The sequence below is a fragment of the Streptomyces olivochromogenes genome (genome assembly GCF_021538895.1).
GTDB classification, from domain to species: Bacteria; Actinomycetota; Actinomycetes; order Streptomycetales; family Streptomycetaceae; genus Streptomyces; species Streptomyces olivochromogenes_A.
Window position 1 is genome coordinate 1 of record NZ_JADDRL010000115.1, and the last position, 16,443, is coordinate 16,443.

The window sequence follows — 16,443 nt, forward strand, 5'->3', positions numbered from 1 at the left end:
CGTGACCTGTACCGGGTCGACTGGACCCCGGTCACCACTCAGGCCACCGAGCCCACCGCCGCGTACACGATCCTGCACGCGGCCACGGCCGCCGAGCTGCTCCCGCAACTCCAGGCCCACCTCGACGGCGAACAGCCCCTCCTCGTCCACACCCGTCACGCGGCCACCGACCCGGACCAGTCCGCCATCCGCGGCCTCGCCCGTGCCGCCCAGGCCGAACACCCCGACCGGATCGTCCTCCTCGACACCGAGACCCAGGACATCCCCGACCTCATCCCGGCCGGCGAACCCGAACTCGCCCACGAAGGCGGCGAGTTCCGGGCACCCCGCCTGGCCCGGGAGACGGCCACTGGCACCACTCCGTGGCCCACCACCGGCACCACCCTCATCACCGGCGGCACCGGAGGACTCGGCGCGCTCACCGCACGCCACCTCGTCACCACCCACGGCGTCCGCAGCCTCCTGCTCACCAGCCGACGCGGCACCCACGCCCCCGGGGCCACCGAACTCGCCACCGAACTGAAGGAGTTGGGGGCCGAGAACGTGATGGTCGAGGCATGTGACGTCGGGGACCGGGAGGCGGTGGCGCGGCTGCTGGAGACGCACCCGGATATCGCGGCGGTCGTCCACACCGCGGGTGTGCTCGACGACTCGACCGTCGAGCACCTCACCGGGGAGAGCCTGGCCCGGGTCTGGGCGCCGAAGGTCGACGCGGCCCGTCATCTGGACGAGCTGACGGCTGGCCGGGGTCTCGAAGCCTTCGTCCTCTACTCCTCCACCGCCGCCACCTTCGACGGCACCGGACAGGCCAACTACGCCGCCGCCAATGCCTACTTGGACGCGCTGGCCGCTCGCCGGCAGGCCCAGGGGCTGCCGGGTGTCTCGCTGGCCTGGGGGCTGTGGTCGCCGGAGGTCGGCGGTATGGGTGCCGGGCTGAGCGCGGCCGATGTGGAGCGGGTTGCCAGGACCGGCCCCCGGGCACTGGGGCGGGAGGCCGGGCTCGCGCTGCTGGACGCCGCGCTCGGGAGTGGGCGGGCGCATCTGCTGCCGGTGCCGTTCGACACGGGCGCGCTGGAGCGACGGGCCCGGGACGGAGGGCTGCCCGCGATACTGCGGGGGCTGGTCCGGGTCCCGGGTGCGCGGCGGCGCGGTGCGGCGGCGGAGGCGCGGGGCGCGGAGGCGCTCAAGGAGACGCTGCTGCGACTGCCGGCCGCCGAACGGACGCCGTACGTGCTGCGGTTGGTGCGGGCGCGGGTGGCGGCGGTGCTGGGGCACGCCTCGGGGGACGCGGTCGATCCGGAGCGCGGCTTCGGCGGGCTCGGCTTCGACTCGCTGGCGGCGGTGGAGCTGCGCAACCAGCTGTCGCCGCTGACCGGGCTGCGGCTGCCCGCGACGTTGACGTTCGACTATCCGACGTCCCAGGCGCTCGCCGAGTACGTACGCGAGCAGCTGGTCCCGGACGAGACCGGACCCGCGGCGCTGCGCGCCGTGGAGAGCGAACTCGCCGCCCTGGAAGCCAAGTTGGTGGGGGCAGTCGGTACCGAGGGGCTGGACCCGGCGGATCACGCCCGGGTGGCCCAGACGTTGCGCGGCCTCGCCTCGCGCTGGTCCGAGCTCCACTCCGCCGGGGGCGGCTCGGACACGCCCGCCGACTCGCTGGCGGACGCCGACGCCGAGCAGATCTTCGACATTCTCGACGGCGAGTTCGAGGGCATCGATATCGACTGACGTCAGCCCGTTCGGGCTGTTACTGCGATGAGGAGCACCGTCATGGCCACGCGCAAGGAGACCGACCTGTGGCTGCTGGAGCGGCTCGTGCCAGGGGCCGGGGTCAACAATCTGTCCGTCACGTTCGACGTCGACGGCATCATCGAACCGGCCGCGCTGTCACGGGCGTTGACGCTGGTGGTACGCCGGCAGGACATTCTGCGCACTGTTTTCGAGGCGACGGAGACCGAGCTGTCCAAGCGCGTGCTCGCGCCCGGGACGGTGGAGCTCTCGGTGGCCACCGTGCCGGTGGGCGGGGGTGACGTTCAGGCCGCCGTGACGGAGTTCGTGGCGGCGCCGTTCACGCTCGACGGGAAGCTGCTGGTCCGGGGTGCGGTGTTCACGTCGAACGGCAGTGGCTGCACGGTGAGTGTGGCGCTGCACCATCTGGTGTTCGACGCGATGTCGACCGTGTCCTTCCTCGGCGAGCTGCTGCACGCCTTGCAGGACCCGGAGGGCTATGACACGACGCCGGTGGCGGTGGCCGTGGAGCCCGAACCGGCCGAGGAGAGCGTGGAGTTCTGGCGGGAGCAGCTGCGTGGCTTCCGCGGGGACGGGGAGGGGCTGTGGTTCGGCAACCCGCCGTCCGAGACGCCGGAACTCGCCGGTGAGAGCACCTGGTACACGTTGTCGCGTCCGGCGCGCGAGGTGGTGCGGCGGCTGTGCCGTGAGCTGCGGGCGCCGGAGGCCGTGGTGCTGCTGTCCGCGTACTGCCTGCTGCTGTCGCGGCACGGCGCGGGCCGGGACCTGGTCGTCGGTTCGCCGGTGAGCGTGCGGCCGGCCGGGCAGGAGGCGGCGATCGGCTACCACGTGAACGTGCTGCCGCTGCGGGTGCGGATCGATCCGGCCAAGCCGTTCAAGCGTCTGGTGAACCGGGTGCGTTCGGTGTTCCTGGAGGGGATCGGGCACAGCGGGGTGCCGGCCGAGCTGGTGCTCGACGAGGTGCGGGAGGCGGACAGCGGCGCGAGCTGGCGCAACTCCCTGTGCACGCACCTGTTCAACTATGTGCCCGGCGGCACGTCCGGGGACTTCGCGGCGGGCGGCTTCCCGGCGCGGATGCGGGACGTGGAGAACGGCTTCAGCAAGTTCGACCTGGAGTTCTTCTTCATGCCCGGCGCCACGGCCGGGTCCGGCGACGAGGACGGCGACGAGCTGCGGATCCGCGCGGTGTTCCGCACCCAGGTGTTCTCCCCGGCCGAGGTGGGTCTGCTGCTCGCCCGCTACGACGCGCTGCTGGTCCGCCTGGGCGAGGAACTGGCGAGGCCGGTGGGCGAGTTGTCGGTGTGGAGCGACGCGGACCGGGCCGCGGTGGCGGGCGGTCACCGGCGCGGGCTGCCTACGGCGCTGCCCCTGTCCCCCGCCGTCGCCCAGTTCTCGTCGTACGCGCCGGGCGAGTGGTCGGCCGTACGGGCCCTGGTGGCCGCGCCCGACGGCGGCGAGCTGCCGGTGCGGGTGCGCGGCGAGCTGTGCTTGGCGGAGGCGGACGGGACCGTACGGCGCACCGGGGAGCTGGCCCGCTGGCTGCCGGACGGACGGCTCGAACTGCTGGGCCGGCTGGACCGGCAGGTGACGGTGCGCGGGGTCACGTTCGGGCTCGACGAGATCGACGCGGTGCTGCTGGCGCACGCGGAGGTGGCCGGCGCGGCGAGCGTCGAGGTCGCGGGCCGTGTGGTGTCGTTCGTGGCACCCGCGGGCGGCGGCCCGGCCGAGGGGCTGGCCGAACGGCTGCTCAAGCAGCTCCGCGTGTCCCTGCCGGCGGCCGCCGAGCCGGACCGCGTGATCGTGGTGGACGCGCTGCCGTCGGTCGGCGGACGGCCCGACCTGGAGGGCCTGCGGCTGCGCGCGGAGGCCCTGGCCGACCGGGAGCGCGTCGCCGCGAGCACGGTCGACACCGACGAACTGACCGACCAGCTCATCGCCCTGTGGCGGGAGTTCCTCAAGCGCGAGGACCTGAAGGCGGGCTCCGGCTTCTTCTCGCACGGCGGCCACTCCCTGCTCGGCGTCCAGCTCCTCCAGCGCATCAAGCGAACGACGGACGTCAAGGTCCGCATCCGCCTAGCGGACCTGTTCGCCCACCCGACCCCGCGGGCCCTGGCCGGGTTCATCGCGGAGAAGTCGGAGTAGGCCGCCGGCCACAACGAGAAGAAGGGGGACCAGGCCGAGCCTGGTCCCCCTTCTTCGTGCCCGCTCAGCCCACCTCCGCCAGCCACTCCCGCATGACCCGCTCGAAGCGGGTCGGTTCCTCCACGTGGGGCATGTGGCTGGAGTCTTCGAAGAGTTCCCAGCGGGAGTGGGGGATGTGGTCCAGGAAGGGGCGGATCGTGGCTTCGGTGGCCTCGTCGTGGGCGCCGGTGATGATCAGGGTGGGGACGTCGATCGCGGGGAGGCGGTCGATGACGCTCCAGTCCTTGAGGGTGCCGATGACGTGGAAGTCGGCGGGGCCGTTCATGGTGCCGTAGACGGTGGGGTCGCTCTGCAGGGCGAGGAGTGTGGTGGCCACCTCGGGCGGCAGCGGGCGGGCCCGGCACAGGTGGCGTTCGTAGAAGGAGAGGACGGCGCGCTGGTAGTCGGCGTGCGCGTAGTCGCCGGTGGCCTCGTGGCGGCGCAGGGTGTCGCGGACGTCGGGCGGGAGTTCGTCCTTGAGGCGTTCGCACTCGGCGCGCCACAGCGGCATGGACGCGGGCGAGTTGGCGATGACGAGGCCGCGCAGTCCGGCCGGCCGGCGCACGGCGTGCTCCGCGCCGAGCATGCCGCCCCAGGACTGGCCGAACAGGAGGTAGTCGTCGGCGATGCCCAAGTGGGCCAGGAGCGCGTCGAGTTCGGCGAGGAACAGGTCCACGGTCCAGAAGTCGGCGTCCGCGTCGGGCAGGTGGGTGGACTGGCCGTTGCCGAGCTGGTCGTAGTGGATGACCGGGCGGCCGTCGGAGGCGAGCGCGGTCAGGGCGAGCAGGTAGTCGTGGACGGAGCCGGGGCCGCCGTGGGCGACGACGAGGGGGGTGCGTCCGCTGTGCAGGTCTCCGGTGACGCGGTACCAGGTGTGGTGGCCGCGGAAGGGGACGACTCCCTTGCGGCTGGGGGCCAGGAACATGTGGGTCCCTCTCGGTCGGATCGGGGTGGACATGCGAGTGGGCGCCGACCTCCTCGGCCGGCGCCCACCACTGCTTCGTACGACTGAGCCTCGTACGGCCGGGACCGCTCAGGCCCGGGCCGCCTCGCGCCGGTAGCTCAGGACCACCGCGCCCGAGAGGACCAGGGTCCACGCGGCGAGCACGGCCGCGCCGACCAGCGCACGGGTGTCGTGCAGCAGGGCGCCGTGGCCGATGTCGGCCAGCCAGTAGCTGGGCATGACCTTGATGATGTTGACCAGCCAGTCCGGGAAGCCGGTGGTCGGCAGGAGCAGACCGCCGAGGAAACCGAAGAGGATGATCAGGCCCTGGAGGTACATCTGCTGCTGCTCGGGCGCCACGTACAGGCCGATGACCAGGCCGAGCACGGCGCACGGCAGCGCGGCGATCCAGATACCGAGGGTGATCTGCAGCCAGCCGCTCGCCGACAGGTGCACGTCCTGGACGAGCCAGCCGAACAGGGCCACGAACGCCGGGCCGGGCAGCGCGACGACCATCGCCACGAACACCTTGGTCAGCAGGTAGGTGCGCGGCAGCAGCGGGGTCAGGCGCAGCTGCCGGTGCCAGCCGATCTGCCGCTCGTGCGAGACCCGGGCGGTGGTGTGCATGGAGGAGGTGAAGGCGCTGTAGGCGGCCAGGCTGCACATCAGCCAGGCGCTGTAGGTGATGCCGTGCGAGTGCGGGATGGTCTGCTTCTTGTAGAGCATGCACTCCAGCAGGTACATCACGACGGGCACGACGAACGCGAACACGATGAACCGCGGTCCGCGCAGCATCCGCTTGATCTCGATGGCCAGGTAGCCGGTCATGCGGCCTCGTCCTCCGTGTTCCGCGTGTCGTCCTGGGAGGCGTCGTCGTCGGAGGTCAGCGTGAGGAACGCCTCCTCCAGGCCGGTGGCGCTGATCTCGATGTCATGGGCGTCGGCGTACCGCGTCACGAGCGCGCGGACGGCGGCGTCGGAGTCGTCGCAGTGCAGCTCGGCCTGGCCGAGGCGGATGCTGGCCGCGGTGACGCCGGGCAGCTTCTTCAGCTCGTCGGCGGTCGCCCCCGGTACGGCGGCGCGCAGCAGACGGCCGGCGGTCAGGGCGCGGATCTCGGCGACGGTGCCGTCGGCGGCGATCTGGCCGGAGCGCATCAGGACGACGCGGTCGGCGAACTCCTCCGCCTCGTCGAGGTAGTGCGTGGCGAAGACGACGGTACGGCCGGTGTCGGTGAACTTCCGCATCGACTCCCAGAACTTGCGCCGGCTGCCCACGTCCATCGCGGAGGTCGGCTCGTCCAGGATGAGCAACTGCGGGTTGCCGACGAGGGCGCAGGCGAACCGGGCGCGCTGGCGCTGGCCGCCGGAGAGCTTGGTGCCGCGCCGGTCGACGATGTCCTCGATGTTGGCGCGGCGCAGGACCTCGTCCATCGGCAGCGGGTCCTTGTAGAGCGAGGAGATCATGCCGAGGGTCTCGCGGACGCTCAGGTCGTCGATGAGCGAGCCCTCCTGAAGGACGGCGCTCGCCAGACCCTCCCGTACGGCGACGTACGGGACCTTGCCGAAGACGGTGATGCTGCCCGCGGTCGGCTTGGCCAGGCCGAGGATCATGTCGACGGTGGTGGACTTGCCGGCTCCGTTGGGGCCGAGCAGGGCGACCACCTCGCCCGGCGCGATGGTCAGGTCGACTCCGCGTACGGCTTTGACGTCGCCGTAGTCCTTGCGCAGTCCGGTGATGCGCAGGGCGGGCTCGGGGGCGGCGTGCCGGGGACCCTTCACGGGCTTCGGCTCCTGCACGGCGTCCGGCTTCTGCTCACCGGTCGGCGCCTGAACAGCGGCCGGCTTCTGCTCGTCGGCCGGCGCCTGCACGGCAGCCGGCGTCTTGGCGCCGGTCCGCCGCTTCGCGCCGGCCCGCTTCTTCCCGCGGCCCGTCTTCGACGCGGCATCCGTGGACGGGGTCTCGGTCTGGGGCTGGGTCGGGGACGGGGCGGTGACGGTGGTGCCTCCCTCGTCCCGTTCAGTCCTGGTCTTAGGGGTCGTCGTCATGTCACATCCGGATCTGTCGGGAGAGGTCCTGCGGGGACAGCAGCGCGTCCAGTGCCTTGGCGGCGGCCTCGTCGCGCAGCAGGTTCATGTGCTCGCTGCCGAACTGGATTTCCCGGGCCACGACGCGGGCCGCGGTGTCCGGATCGGTGGAGCGCAGCCGGTTGAGTCCGCTGAGCGGACTCGCCGAGCTGAAGGCGACCGCCTTGTGCCAGTTCTCCATGGAGTCGAAATCGCCCGCGGCGACGACATAGGCGACGAAAGCGGTGAAGGACTCGGTGAATTCGGCGCGGCTCTCCTCGTCGAGGTCGAGCTCGTCGAACGCGGGTTCGCTCACGCTCCGGAAAAGCCGGACGAGTTCGGTACCCAGCACCCGAATGTCGTCGGTGCTTTCCAGGACATGGTGCCCCTCGGTGTTCGCCGCCGAGATCGGTTCGGGTCCCACGATGGATTCGAAGAGGTTCAGGGACGTGTGGAACTGCCAGTAGAGCCCGAGCGGGTTGGCGAGTTCCGGGTCGAACAGAATGAGCTGCGGGGCGCTTTCCTGCCATTGCGTGAAGCGCTCCGCGAGGGCGGCCGCGTACACCGAGCCGGCGCAGAAGCCGAGGACCGCGCTGACCGGCCGCCCGGTCTCGCGCACCGAGTCGAACCAGCGGTCCAGATACTCCTGGCCGCCGGGCCCCACGTCGGTCGCCACGGCCTGGGGCATCGTCTCCCAGACATGGTGGCGACCCGCCGCGGTGAGCGAGAAGAGATCGGAGAAGCGGGCGTCGGGACGGCCGGTGGCGGTGAAATCGACGGCGAGCACCAGGTCCTCCCGACTGCTGCCGCCTATTTTCAGCCACACGTCGTTGTTTTCCACCGGCTGCCCCTTCCTGACTTGGCTGTCGCGTTCTCGACTTGGATCGCGCTGGTTCTGCCGGGTGCTCACGATGCTAGAAGTGGCCATGCCGGGTGAGAGCCCCTATGGCCACCCCTAGCGCCCCCTACCGCGAGACGGACTCCGACTCGTCCACCAGGCTGTCCTCAAGTTCTTCCGTCAAGTACTCGACGAGTTCTTCAGGGGTTGCGTATTCGTAGATCACCGCGGCGGGGAGCTTCAGGCCGAGCGCGGCGCTGAGCCGGTCGCGGAATTCCACGGCGAGCAGCGAGGTGAATCCGAGATCGATGAAATCGGTGTCCGGTTCGATGGCGTCGTCGGCCCCGGTGTGCCCGAGCACCCCGGCGGTCACCTCACGCACCAACTCCCCGAGCAGTTCGGCCCGCCCGGCGTCGTCGGCCTCCCGCAGCGCCGCCAACAGCGCCTCGCCGTCGTCCGGTTCGGCCTCCGGCAGGACCGCCTCCCCCACGCTCGCACCGCCACCGGTCCGCCCCGCCGAGGCGAGCCAGTAGTGCTGGTGCTGGAAGGCGTAGGTGGGCAGGTCGACGGCGGGCCGGCCGGGGCCGAAGAACTCCGACCAGTCGACCGAGGGCAGCCGGGTGAGGGCCTCGACCAGGGCCTGGGGCTCGGTACGGTCGCGGCGCAGGGTGGCCAGCGCACGCGGGTCGGCGACCATGGCCGTCAGTACCGCGTCCGGGCCGAGCTCCAGGAACATACCGATGCCCTGCTTGTCCAGTGCCGCCACGGCGTCGGCGAAGCGGACGGCCTCACGGACGTGCCGCACCCAGTAGGAGGGGTCGGAGAGTTCCTCGTACGACACCTGCTCACCCGTCAGCGTCGACACGATCGGTGTTGAAGTCGCGCTGTACGTAAGCCTGGTGGCGATCTGCTCGAACTCGGCGAGCATCGGTTCCATCAGCGGGGAGTGGAAGGCGTGGCTGACGCTCAGCTTCTTCGTCTTGCGGCCGGCCTCGGAGAAGTGCCGTACGACCTCCTCCACACCCGCCTCGGGGCCGGAGACGACCACCGAGGTCGGCCCGTTGACGGCGGCGATCCCCGTTCCCTCCGGCAGCACGGACGAGACCTCGTCCTCGGTCGCCTGTACGGCGGCCATGGCGCCCCCGGCGGGCAGCTGCTGCATGAGCCGGCCGCGTGCCGACACGATCAGCGCGGCGTCTTCGAGGGACCACAGCCCGGCGACATGTGCGGCGGCCAGCTCACCGATGGAGTGCCCGGCCAGCGCATCCGCCCGCACACCCCACGCCTCCAGCAGCCTGAACAGAGCGACTTCCAGGGCGAAGAGGGCGGGCTGCGTGTAACCGGTCTCGTCCAGCCCCTCCCCACCGAACATGACGTCCCTCAGGGGCCGTTCAAGATGCGGATCCAGGGCCGCGCACACGCCATCGAGCGCAGCCGCGAAGACGGGGAAGGCCTCGTACAACTCCCGCCCCATCCCGGCCCGCTGGCTCCCCTGCCCCGTGAACAGGAACGCGACCGGCCCACTCACGGTCGAGGGCACCACGCCCCCGCCGGCGATGGCCTCCAGCCCGGCCAGCAGCCCGTCCCGGTCCTCGGCCACGGCGGCCGCGCGATACGCGAACGAGGCACGGCGCGAAACGAGCGAGGAGCCCACGTCGGCCAAGCTCAACCCAGGGTTGCTGCGCGCGAGTTCGAGCAGTCGCGCCGCCTGCCCCCGTACCGCCGCCGCCGTCCTGCCGGAGACGATCCACGGCACCGCCGGCAGCCCGGCGGCCGTCGCATCCTCCTGAGGCTCCTCGGCCGGAGCCTCCTCCACGATCACGTGGACGTTGGTGCCGCTGATGCCGAACGCGGACACGGCGGCGCGGCGCGGGCGGTCCCCGGCGGGCCAGGAGCGGTTCTCGGTGAGGAGTTCCACGGCGCCGGCCGACCAGTCGACGTGCGAGGTCGGGGCGTCGATGTGCAGGGAGCGCGGGAGTACGCCCGCGCGCAGCGCCTGCACCATCTTGATGACGCCGGCCGCGCCCGCCGCCGCCTGGGTGTGGCCGAGGTTGGACTTGATCGACCCGAGCCACAGCGGCTCCGCGCGGTTCTGGCCGTAGGTGGCGAGGAGCGCCTGTGCCTCGATGGGGTCGCCGAGCACGGTGCCGGTGCCGTGCGCCTCGACGGCGTCGACGTCGTCGGTGGACAGACCGGCCGTGGCGAGCGCGTCGAGGACGACCTGTTGCTGGGAGGGGCCGCTGGGCGCGGTGAGGCCATTGCTCGCGCCGTCCTGGTTGACGGCCGAGCCCCGGACGACCGCCAGCACCCGGTGGCCGTTGCGGCGGGCTTCGGAGAGGCGTTCCAGGAGGAGTACGCCGACGCCCTCCGACCAGCCGGTGCCGTCGGCGGCCTCGGCGAACGGCTTGCACCGGCCGTCGGGGGCCAGGCCCCGCTGGCGGCTGAAGTCGATGAAGGTGTCCGGGGTCGCCATGACCGTGACGCCGCCGGCCAGGGCGAGGGAACACTCCCCCGCGCGCAGCGCCTGCGCGGCCAGGTGCAGGGTGACCAGGGAGGAGGAGCAGGCGGTGTCGACGGTGACGGCGGGTCCGGTCAGGCCGAGGGCGTAGGCGATGCGGCCGGACAGGACGCTGCCCGCGGTGCCGGTGCCGAGGAAACCCTCGACGCCTTCGGGCAGGGCGGCGCGGTCCGAGCCGTAGTCGTGGTACATGACGCCCGCGTACACACCGGTACGGCTGCCGCGCGCGGCGGCCGGGTCGATGCCCGCGTGTTCGAAGGCCTCCCAGGAGGTCTCCAGCAGGAGCCGCTGCTGCGGGTCCATGGCGAGCGCCTCGCGGGGGCTGATCCCGAAGAACGCGGCGTCGAACTCCCCTGCCGCGTCGAGGAATCCGCCTTCCTTGGCGTAGCTCTTGCCGAGTGCGCCCGGGTCGGGGTCGTAGAGGTTGTCGGTGTCCCAGCCGCGGTCGTCGGGGAAGCCGCGCATGCCGTCGTCGCCGCGTGAGACGAGCCGCCACAGGTCGTCGGGCGAGGCGATGCCGCCGGGGTAGCGGCAGGCCATGCCGACGATCGCGATGGGCTCGCGGGCGCGCGACTCCAGGTCCTCGATGCGCCGGCGGGCCTGCATCAGGTCGGCGGTGGCCTTCTTCAGGTAGTCCCGCAGCTTCTGCTCGCGCTCGCCGGATGTGCCGGTGGCCGCGGTGGTTCCCGTGTGTGCTGCCATGGTCGTTCAGCTCCCGGTCTCGCCGTCGAGGAGGGCGAAGAGTTCGTCGTCGGATGCGGCCGCGAGATCGTCGGCGGCCACCTGTGCCGCCTCCGGCTGCGGGTCCGTGTCCTGCCAGCGGGCCAGCAGGGCCTGGAGCCGTACGGTGATCCGGGACCGGGTCAGCTGGTCCAGCTCCTTGGTGCCGATGAGGGGTTCGAGGTGGTCGAGGCCGCGCAGCAGCGCGGTGGCGGGGTCGTCGTCCGCGGGCGCCAGTTCCTTGAGCAGGTGGGCGGCGAGTTCGTGCGGCGTCGGGTAGTCGAAGACGAGCGTGGCGGGCAGCCGTACGCCGGTCTCGGCGGCGAGCGCGTTGCGGAACTCGACGGCGGTCAGCGAGTCGAAGCCGAAGTCCTTGAAGGGCTTCTCGGCCTCGACGGTCTGGCCTTCGGCGAAGCCGAGGACGCTACGGACGTGCCGGCGCACCAGGTCGAGCACGAGCCCGGCCCGCTCCTCGCGGTCGCCGGTCGCGGCGAGCCGGTCGCGCAGGGCGGTGCCGCCGCCCGCCGCGCCGCTCGCGGCGGTACGGCGGGCGGGCACCCGGACGAGGGAGCGCAGCAGTCCCGGCACGCCCCCGCTGAGGGAGCGGGCGAGTACGGGCACGTCGAGGCGTACGGCCACGGTGAGCGCGTCGGCTCCGGCGACGGCCGCGTCGAGGAGGGCGAGGCCCTGTGCGGCGCCCAGCGGCCGCACTCCGGTGCGGGCCATCCGCTCCAGGTCGGTGTCGGTGAGATCGGCGCCCATGCCGCCGGTGGCCCGGTCCCACAGGCCCCAGGCCAGGGACACCGCGGGCTGCCCCTGGGCGCGGCGGTGCGCGGCGAGGGCGTCCAGGTAGGCGTTCGCCGCCGCGTAGTTGGCCTGCCCGGCGCCGCCCAGCACACCGGCGGCGGACGAGAACAGGACGAACGCGTCCAGGTCATGGGTGAGTTCGTGCAGATGGCGGGCGGCCTCCGCCTTGGGCGCGAGGACGCGGTGCAGTTGGGCCGGGGCGAGCCGGCCGACGGTCGCGTCGTCGACCACGCCGGCGGTGTGCACGACCGCCCTGATGCCGGGGTGGGTGTCGAGCAGCGCGGCGAGCGCGTCCCGGTCGGCGACGTCGCAGGCGGCGACGGTCACCTCGGCGCCCGACTCCTGAAGTTCCGCGGCGAGTTCGGCGGCGCCGGGGGCGTCGGGGCCGCGGCGGCCGACGAGGACCAGGGAGCGTACGCCGTGTTCGGTGACCAGGTGGCGGGCGACGAGGGCGCCCAGACCGCCGGTGCCGCCGGTGACCAGCACGGTCCCGGTGGTGGGCCAGACGGGTTCCGGCCCGGCCTCCGTCGTACGGCGCACCAGGCGCGGTGCCAGCGACGCGCCGCCGCGCAGGGCGAGTTCGTCCTCGTCGGAGCCGAGGACGGAGGCGGGCGGCGTGTCCGTGTCGGTGTCGAGGAGCAGCAGGCGTCCCGGGTATTCGGTCCGGGCCGCCCGGACGAGTCCGGTGACCGCGGCCTGGCCGAGGTCCGTGACGTCCTCTCCGGGGGCCGTGGCAACGGCGCCCTGGGTGACGACGAGCAGCCGCTCTTCGGGCGCGGCCCGCTCCAGCCACTCCTGGAGCGCTTCGAGGACCGCGGTCGCCGTCTCGGCGGGCGGGCGCCCGGCCGGTGCGGTGAGCGCGGACCAGCCGGCCACGGGCAGGGCCTCCACCCGGCCGGCCCCGGGCAGCGGCAGCGGCTCGGGGGCACCGGCGCCGGGCAGTTCGACGGCGGTCCAGTCGACGCCGTACTCGGCGTCACCCGCACCGGCCGTCCCCGCCCCGGCCGCCACCGGTACCGGTCGCAGTGCCAGGGTCCCGACGGACAGCACGGGCCGCCCCTCCGGGTCGGCGGCGGCGAGGGTGACGGCACCGGAGGCGGTGGCGGTCACCCGGACGCGCAGGGTGCGGGCACCGGCGGCGTGCAGGGTGACGTCGGACCAAGAGAACGGCAGCCAGGCCGACCCGGGTTCGGGCGCCGGCAGCAGCTCGCCCGCGGCGATCGAGTGCAGGGCCGCGTCGAGGAGGGCGGGGTGGATGCCGTAGCCGTCGATCTCGGCGTCCTCGGGCAGCTCGACCTCGGCGCACACCGTGTCCCCGTCCCGCCAGGCACGCGTCAGTCCCTGGAAGAGGGGGCCGTAGGCGAGGCCCAGGGCGGCGAGCCCGGCGTAGAGCTGCTCGGTGTCGAGCGGCCGGGCGGACGCGGGGGGCCAGGCACCGGTGGCGGGACCCGGTTCGGTTCCGGCCGCCGAGAGGACGCCTTCGGCGTGCAGGGTCCAGGTCCCGTCCTCGCCGTCCGGGCGGGAGTGGACGGTGACGGCGGGCTCCTCGCCCTCGCCGACACGGACGCGGAGGGCGACGGCGCCCGTCTGCGGCACGACGAGCGGGGCGTGCAGGGTCAGGTCGCGCACGGTCCCCGCACCGACCTGGTCCCCGGCGCGCACGGCGATCTCGACCAGGGCGGCTCCGGGCACGATGACCGTGTCGTTCACCGCGTGCTCCGCCAGCCACGGGTGGGTGGCCAGCGACAGTCGCCCGGTGAACAACGCCCCTTCCGCGTCGGGCAGTTCGACGGACGCGCCCAGCAGCGGGTGCCCACCCGCCGCGAGCCCGAAGTCACCGGGCTCCCCCGAGGCCACCGAGTTGCTGCGGAACCAGTAGGGGCGGTGCTGGAAGGCGTAGGTGGGCAGGTCGACGGGGTGCCGGCCGGGGCCGAAGAAGGCCGTCCAGTCGACGGAGGGGAGCCGGGTGAGGGCTTCGACCAGGGCCTGGGGTTCGGTGCGGTCGCGGCGGAGGGTGGGGATGGCGCGGGGGTCGGCGACCATGGCGGTCAGTACCGCGTCGGGGCCCAGCTCCAGGAACGTACCGATGCCCTGCCCGTCCAGGGTGGCGACGGCGTCGGCGAAGCGGACGGCCTGGCGGACGTGCCGCACCCAGTAGGAGGGGTCGGCCAAATCCTCGTACGACACCTGCTCGCCCGTCAGCGTCGACACGATCGGGATCGAAGTCTCGCCGTACGTAAGCCGCGTGGCGATCTGCTCGAACTCCGCGAGCATCGGTTCCATCAGCGGCGAGTGGAAGGCGTGGCTGACGGTGAGCTTCTTGGTCTTGCGGCCGGCCTCGGAGAAGTGCCGTACGACCTCGTCCACGCCCGCCTCGGGGCCGGAGACGACCACGGAGGTCGGGCCGTTGACGGCGGCGACCCCTGTCCCCTCCGGCAGGACCGGCAGGACCTCGTCCTCCGTTGCCTGTACGGCGGCCATCGCGCCCCCGGCCGGCAGCTGCTGCATCAGCCGCCCACGCGCCGTCACAATCAAGGCGGCGTCTTCGAGCGACCACAGCCCGGCCACATGCGCGGCAGCCAGCTCACCGATCGAGTGTCCGGCCAGCGCATCCGCCCGCACACCCCAGGCCTCCAACAGCCGGAACAGGGCGACTTCCAGGGCGAAGAGGGCAGGCTGCGTGTAACCGGTCTCGTCCAGCCGTTTCCCGCCGAACATGACGTCCTTCAGGGGCCGTTCAAGGTGCGGGTCCAGAGCCGCGCACACCTCGTCCAGCGCGGCGGCGAAGACAGGGAAGGCCTCGTACAACTCCCGCCCCATCCCGGCCCGCTGGCTCCCCTGCCCCGTGAACAGAAACGCCAACGGCCCACGACCGACCCCGGGCAGCGGTGCGCCGCCGGCGACGGCCTCTAGCCCGGCGACCATTGCGTCCCGGTCCCCAGCCACCACCGCGGCGCGGTACGCGAACGACGACCGCCGGGTCACCAGCGAGTGGCCCACGTCGGCAAGATCCAACTCGGATTCGGACCCAGCGAGTTCGAGCAGTCGGTGGGCCTGCTCGCGCACGGCGTCCTCGCCGGTCGCGGAGACGATCCACGGCACCACCGGCGGCGCGCTCCGGGCCGCCGTGTCCACCGCCTCCGCGGGCTCCTCGGCGGGAGCCTCCTCCACGATCACATGCGCGTTGGTGCCACTGATCCCGAACGACGAGACACCCGCCCGCCGTACCCGCTCCCCGGCGAGCCAGGGCCGGGCCTCGGTCAGCAGCTCCACCGCACCCGCCGACCAGTCCACGTGCGAGGTCGGCCGGTCCACACCGAGGGTGCTCGGCAGTCGTTCGTGGTGGAGGGCGAGGACCATCTTGATGACGCCGGCCATGCCTGCGGCACCCTGGGTGTGGCCGAGGTTGGACTTGATGGAGCCCAGCCACAGGGGCTCGTCGTCCCGGTTCTGGCCGTAGGTGGCGAGCAGGGCCTGGGCCTCGATCGGGTCGCCGAGGCGGGTGCCGGTGCCGTGCGCCTCCACCGCGTCGACCTGCTGCGGAGTGAGGCGCGCGGCCGCCAGGGCCTGCTTGATCACGCGCTGCTGGGAGGGGCCATTGGGCGCGGTGAGACCGTTGCTCGCGCCGTCCTGGTTGACGGCCGAGCCCCGGACGACCGCCAGCACCCGGTGGCCGTTGCGGCGGGCGTCGGACAGCCGCTCCAGTACGAGGACGCCGACGCCCTCGGAGAGCCCCGTGCCGTCGGCCGCGTCGGCGAAGGCCTTGCAGCGGCCGTCGCGGGAGAGGCCGTCGGCGCGGCTGAACTCCAGGAACGTACCGGCCGAGCCCATGACCGTGACGCCGCCGGCCAGGGCCAGCGTGCACTCGCCGCCGCGCAGTGCCTGGGCGGCCAGGTGCACCGAGACGAGCGACGAGGAGCAGGCCGTGTCCACGGTGAGGGACGGGCCTTCGAGGCCGAGCGCGTAGGAGACGCGCCCGGACAGGACGCTGGCCGCGACGCCGGTCATCATGTGGCCCGCGATGGAGTCGGGCATCCGGGTCAGGCCGCGCAGGTAGTCGTTGCTGCTGACGCCCGCGTAGACGGCGGTGCGGGTGCCGGCGAGGGCGTGCGGGTCGATGCCCGCGCGTTCCAGCGCCTCCCACGAGGTCTCCAGGAGGACGCGCTGCTGCGGGTCCATGGCGAGTGCCTCGCGGGGGCTGATGCCGAAGAACTCGGCGTCGAAGCCGGCGGCGTTCTGCAGGAACCCGGCCCGCCGGCCGGTGTCGGCGTGGCCGTCACTGGCGGCCAGCTGCTCCAGGTTCCAGCCGCGGTCGCCGGGGAAGGGCGCCATGCCGTCGCGGCCGGCGTCGAGCATGGCCCACAGCTCCTCGGGCGAGGCGACGCCGCCGGGGAAGCGGCAGGCCATGCCGACGATCGCGATGGGCTCGTGTTCCCTCTCCTCGGCCTCGCGCAGCCGCCGACGGGTGTCGTGCAGGTCGGCTGCGACCCGCTTGAGCGTGTCGACCAGCTGTTTCTCGTCAGCCATTTCTTCCCCTCTGATCCCCTCGTACGACGGCGACAGCGGCGGACGTCCGCCTGGACGTCCGCCGGTCGGCGGACGCCGTGTCGGACGTCCGCCGATC

7 protein-coding genes and 1 pseudogene are annotated in these 16,443 nt (G+C 72.9%); 2 read left to right on the plus strand and 6 right to left on the minus strand.

Annotation, left to right across the window (positions count from 1 at the left end; translation table 11 throughout):
• Both IPZ69_RS37700 and IPZ69_RS37705 read left to right on the plus strand, forming a co-directional pair.
• Positions 1-1,728: type I polyketide synthase (locus IPZ69_RS37700; protein ID WP_235459216.1), on the plus strand; the 1,728-nt coding region annotated here is incomplete at its 5' end.
• Positions 1,729-1,770: 42 nt separating this feature from the next.
• Positions 1,771-3,891 (plus strand): condensation domain-containing protein, encoded by a 2,121-nt coding sequence (locus tag IPZ69_RS37705; RefSeq protein WP_235459217.1) that lies wholly within the window; start codon positions 1,771-1,773, stop codon positions 3,889-3,891.
• A 64-nt stretch (positions 3,892-3,955) separates the two neighbouring features.
• Here IPZ69_RS37705 and IPZ69_RS37710 read toward each other — a convergent pair whose 3' ends face one another.
• The 6 genes and pseudogenes from IPZ69_RS37710 to IPZ69_RS37735 all read right to left on the minus strand — a co-directional run bounded on the left by IPZ69_RS37710 (position 3,956) and on the right by IPZ69_RS37735 (position 16,346).
• Complete coding sequence (locus IPZ69_RS37710; protein ID WP_235459218.1) at positions 3,956-4,855, minus strand: proline iminopeptidase-family hydrolase; 900 nt, start codon at positions 4,853-4,855, stop codon at positions 3,956-3,958.
• Positions 4,856-4,963: 108 nt separating this feature from the next.
• On the minus strand, positions 4,964-5,701 hold the full coding sequence (locus IPZ69_RS37715; RefSeq protein WP_235459219.1) for an ABC transporter permease: 738 nt from the start codon (positions 5,699-5,701) through the stop codon (positions 4,964-4,966).
• Positions 5,698-6,918 carry an ABC transporter ATP-binding protein gene (locus IPZ69_RS37720; RefSeq protein WP_235459220.1) on the minus strand — a complete coding sequence of 407 codons (1,221 nt, stop codon included), beginning with the start codon at positions 6,916-6,918 and terminating at the stop codon, positions 5,698-5,700. The genes IPZ69_RS37715 and IPZ69_RS37720 overlap by 4 nt, the downstream gene beginning before the upstream one ends.
• 1 nt (position 6,919) lies before the next feature.
• On the minus strand, positions 6,920-7,777 hold the full coding sequence (locus tag IPZ69_RS37725) for a hypothetical protein (protein ID WP_235459221.1): 858 nt from the start codon (positions 7,775-7,777) through the stop codon (positions 6,920-6,922).
• A gap of 166 nt (positions 7,778-7,943) precedes the next feature.
• Positions 7,944-10,994 (minus strand): annotated as a pseudogene (locus tag IPZ69_RS37730) (type I polyketide synthase); the annotation flags it as partial.
• A gap of 6 nt (positions 10,995-11,000) precedes the next feature.
• Entirely contained in the window at positions 11,001-16,346 is a 5,346-nt protein-coding gene (locus tag IPZ69_RS37735; RefSeq protein ID WP_235459223.1) for a type I polyketide synthase, read from the minus strand.
• Positions 16,347-16,443 lie beyond the last annotated feature (97 nt).

What these genes read in the sequence shown, in the direction of transcription:
- IPZ69_RS37720 (WP_235459220.1), bottom strand. Translation starts at nt 6,918, where the DNA reads ATGACGACGACCCCTAAGACCAGGACTGAACGGGACGAGGGAGGCACC.
- IPZ69_RS37705 (WP_235459217.1), top strand. Translation starts at nt 1,771, where the DNA reads ATGGCCACGCGCAAGGAGACCGACCTGTGGCTGCTGGAGCGGCTCGTG.
- IPZ69_RS37710 (WP_235459218.1), bottom strand. Translation starts at nt 4,855, where the DNA reads ATGTTCCTGGCCCCCAGCCGCAAGGGAGTCGTCCCCTTCCGCGGCCAC.
- IPZ69_RS37735 (WP_235459223.1), bottom strand. Translation starts at nt 16,346, where the DNA reads ATGGCTGACGAGAAACAGCTGGTCGACACGCTCAAGCGGGTCGCAGCC.
- IPZ69_RS37715 (WP_235459219.1), bottom strand. Translation starts at nt 5,701, where the DNA reads ATGACCGGCTACCTGGCCATCGAGATCAAGCGGATGCTGCGCGGACCG.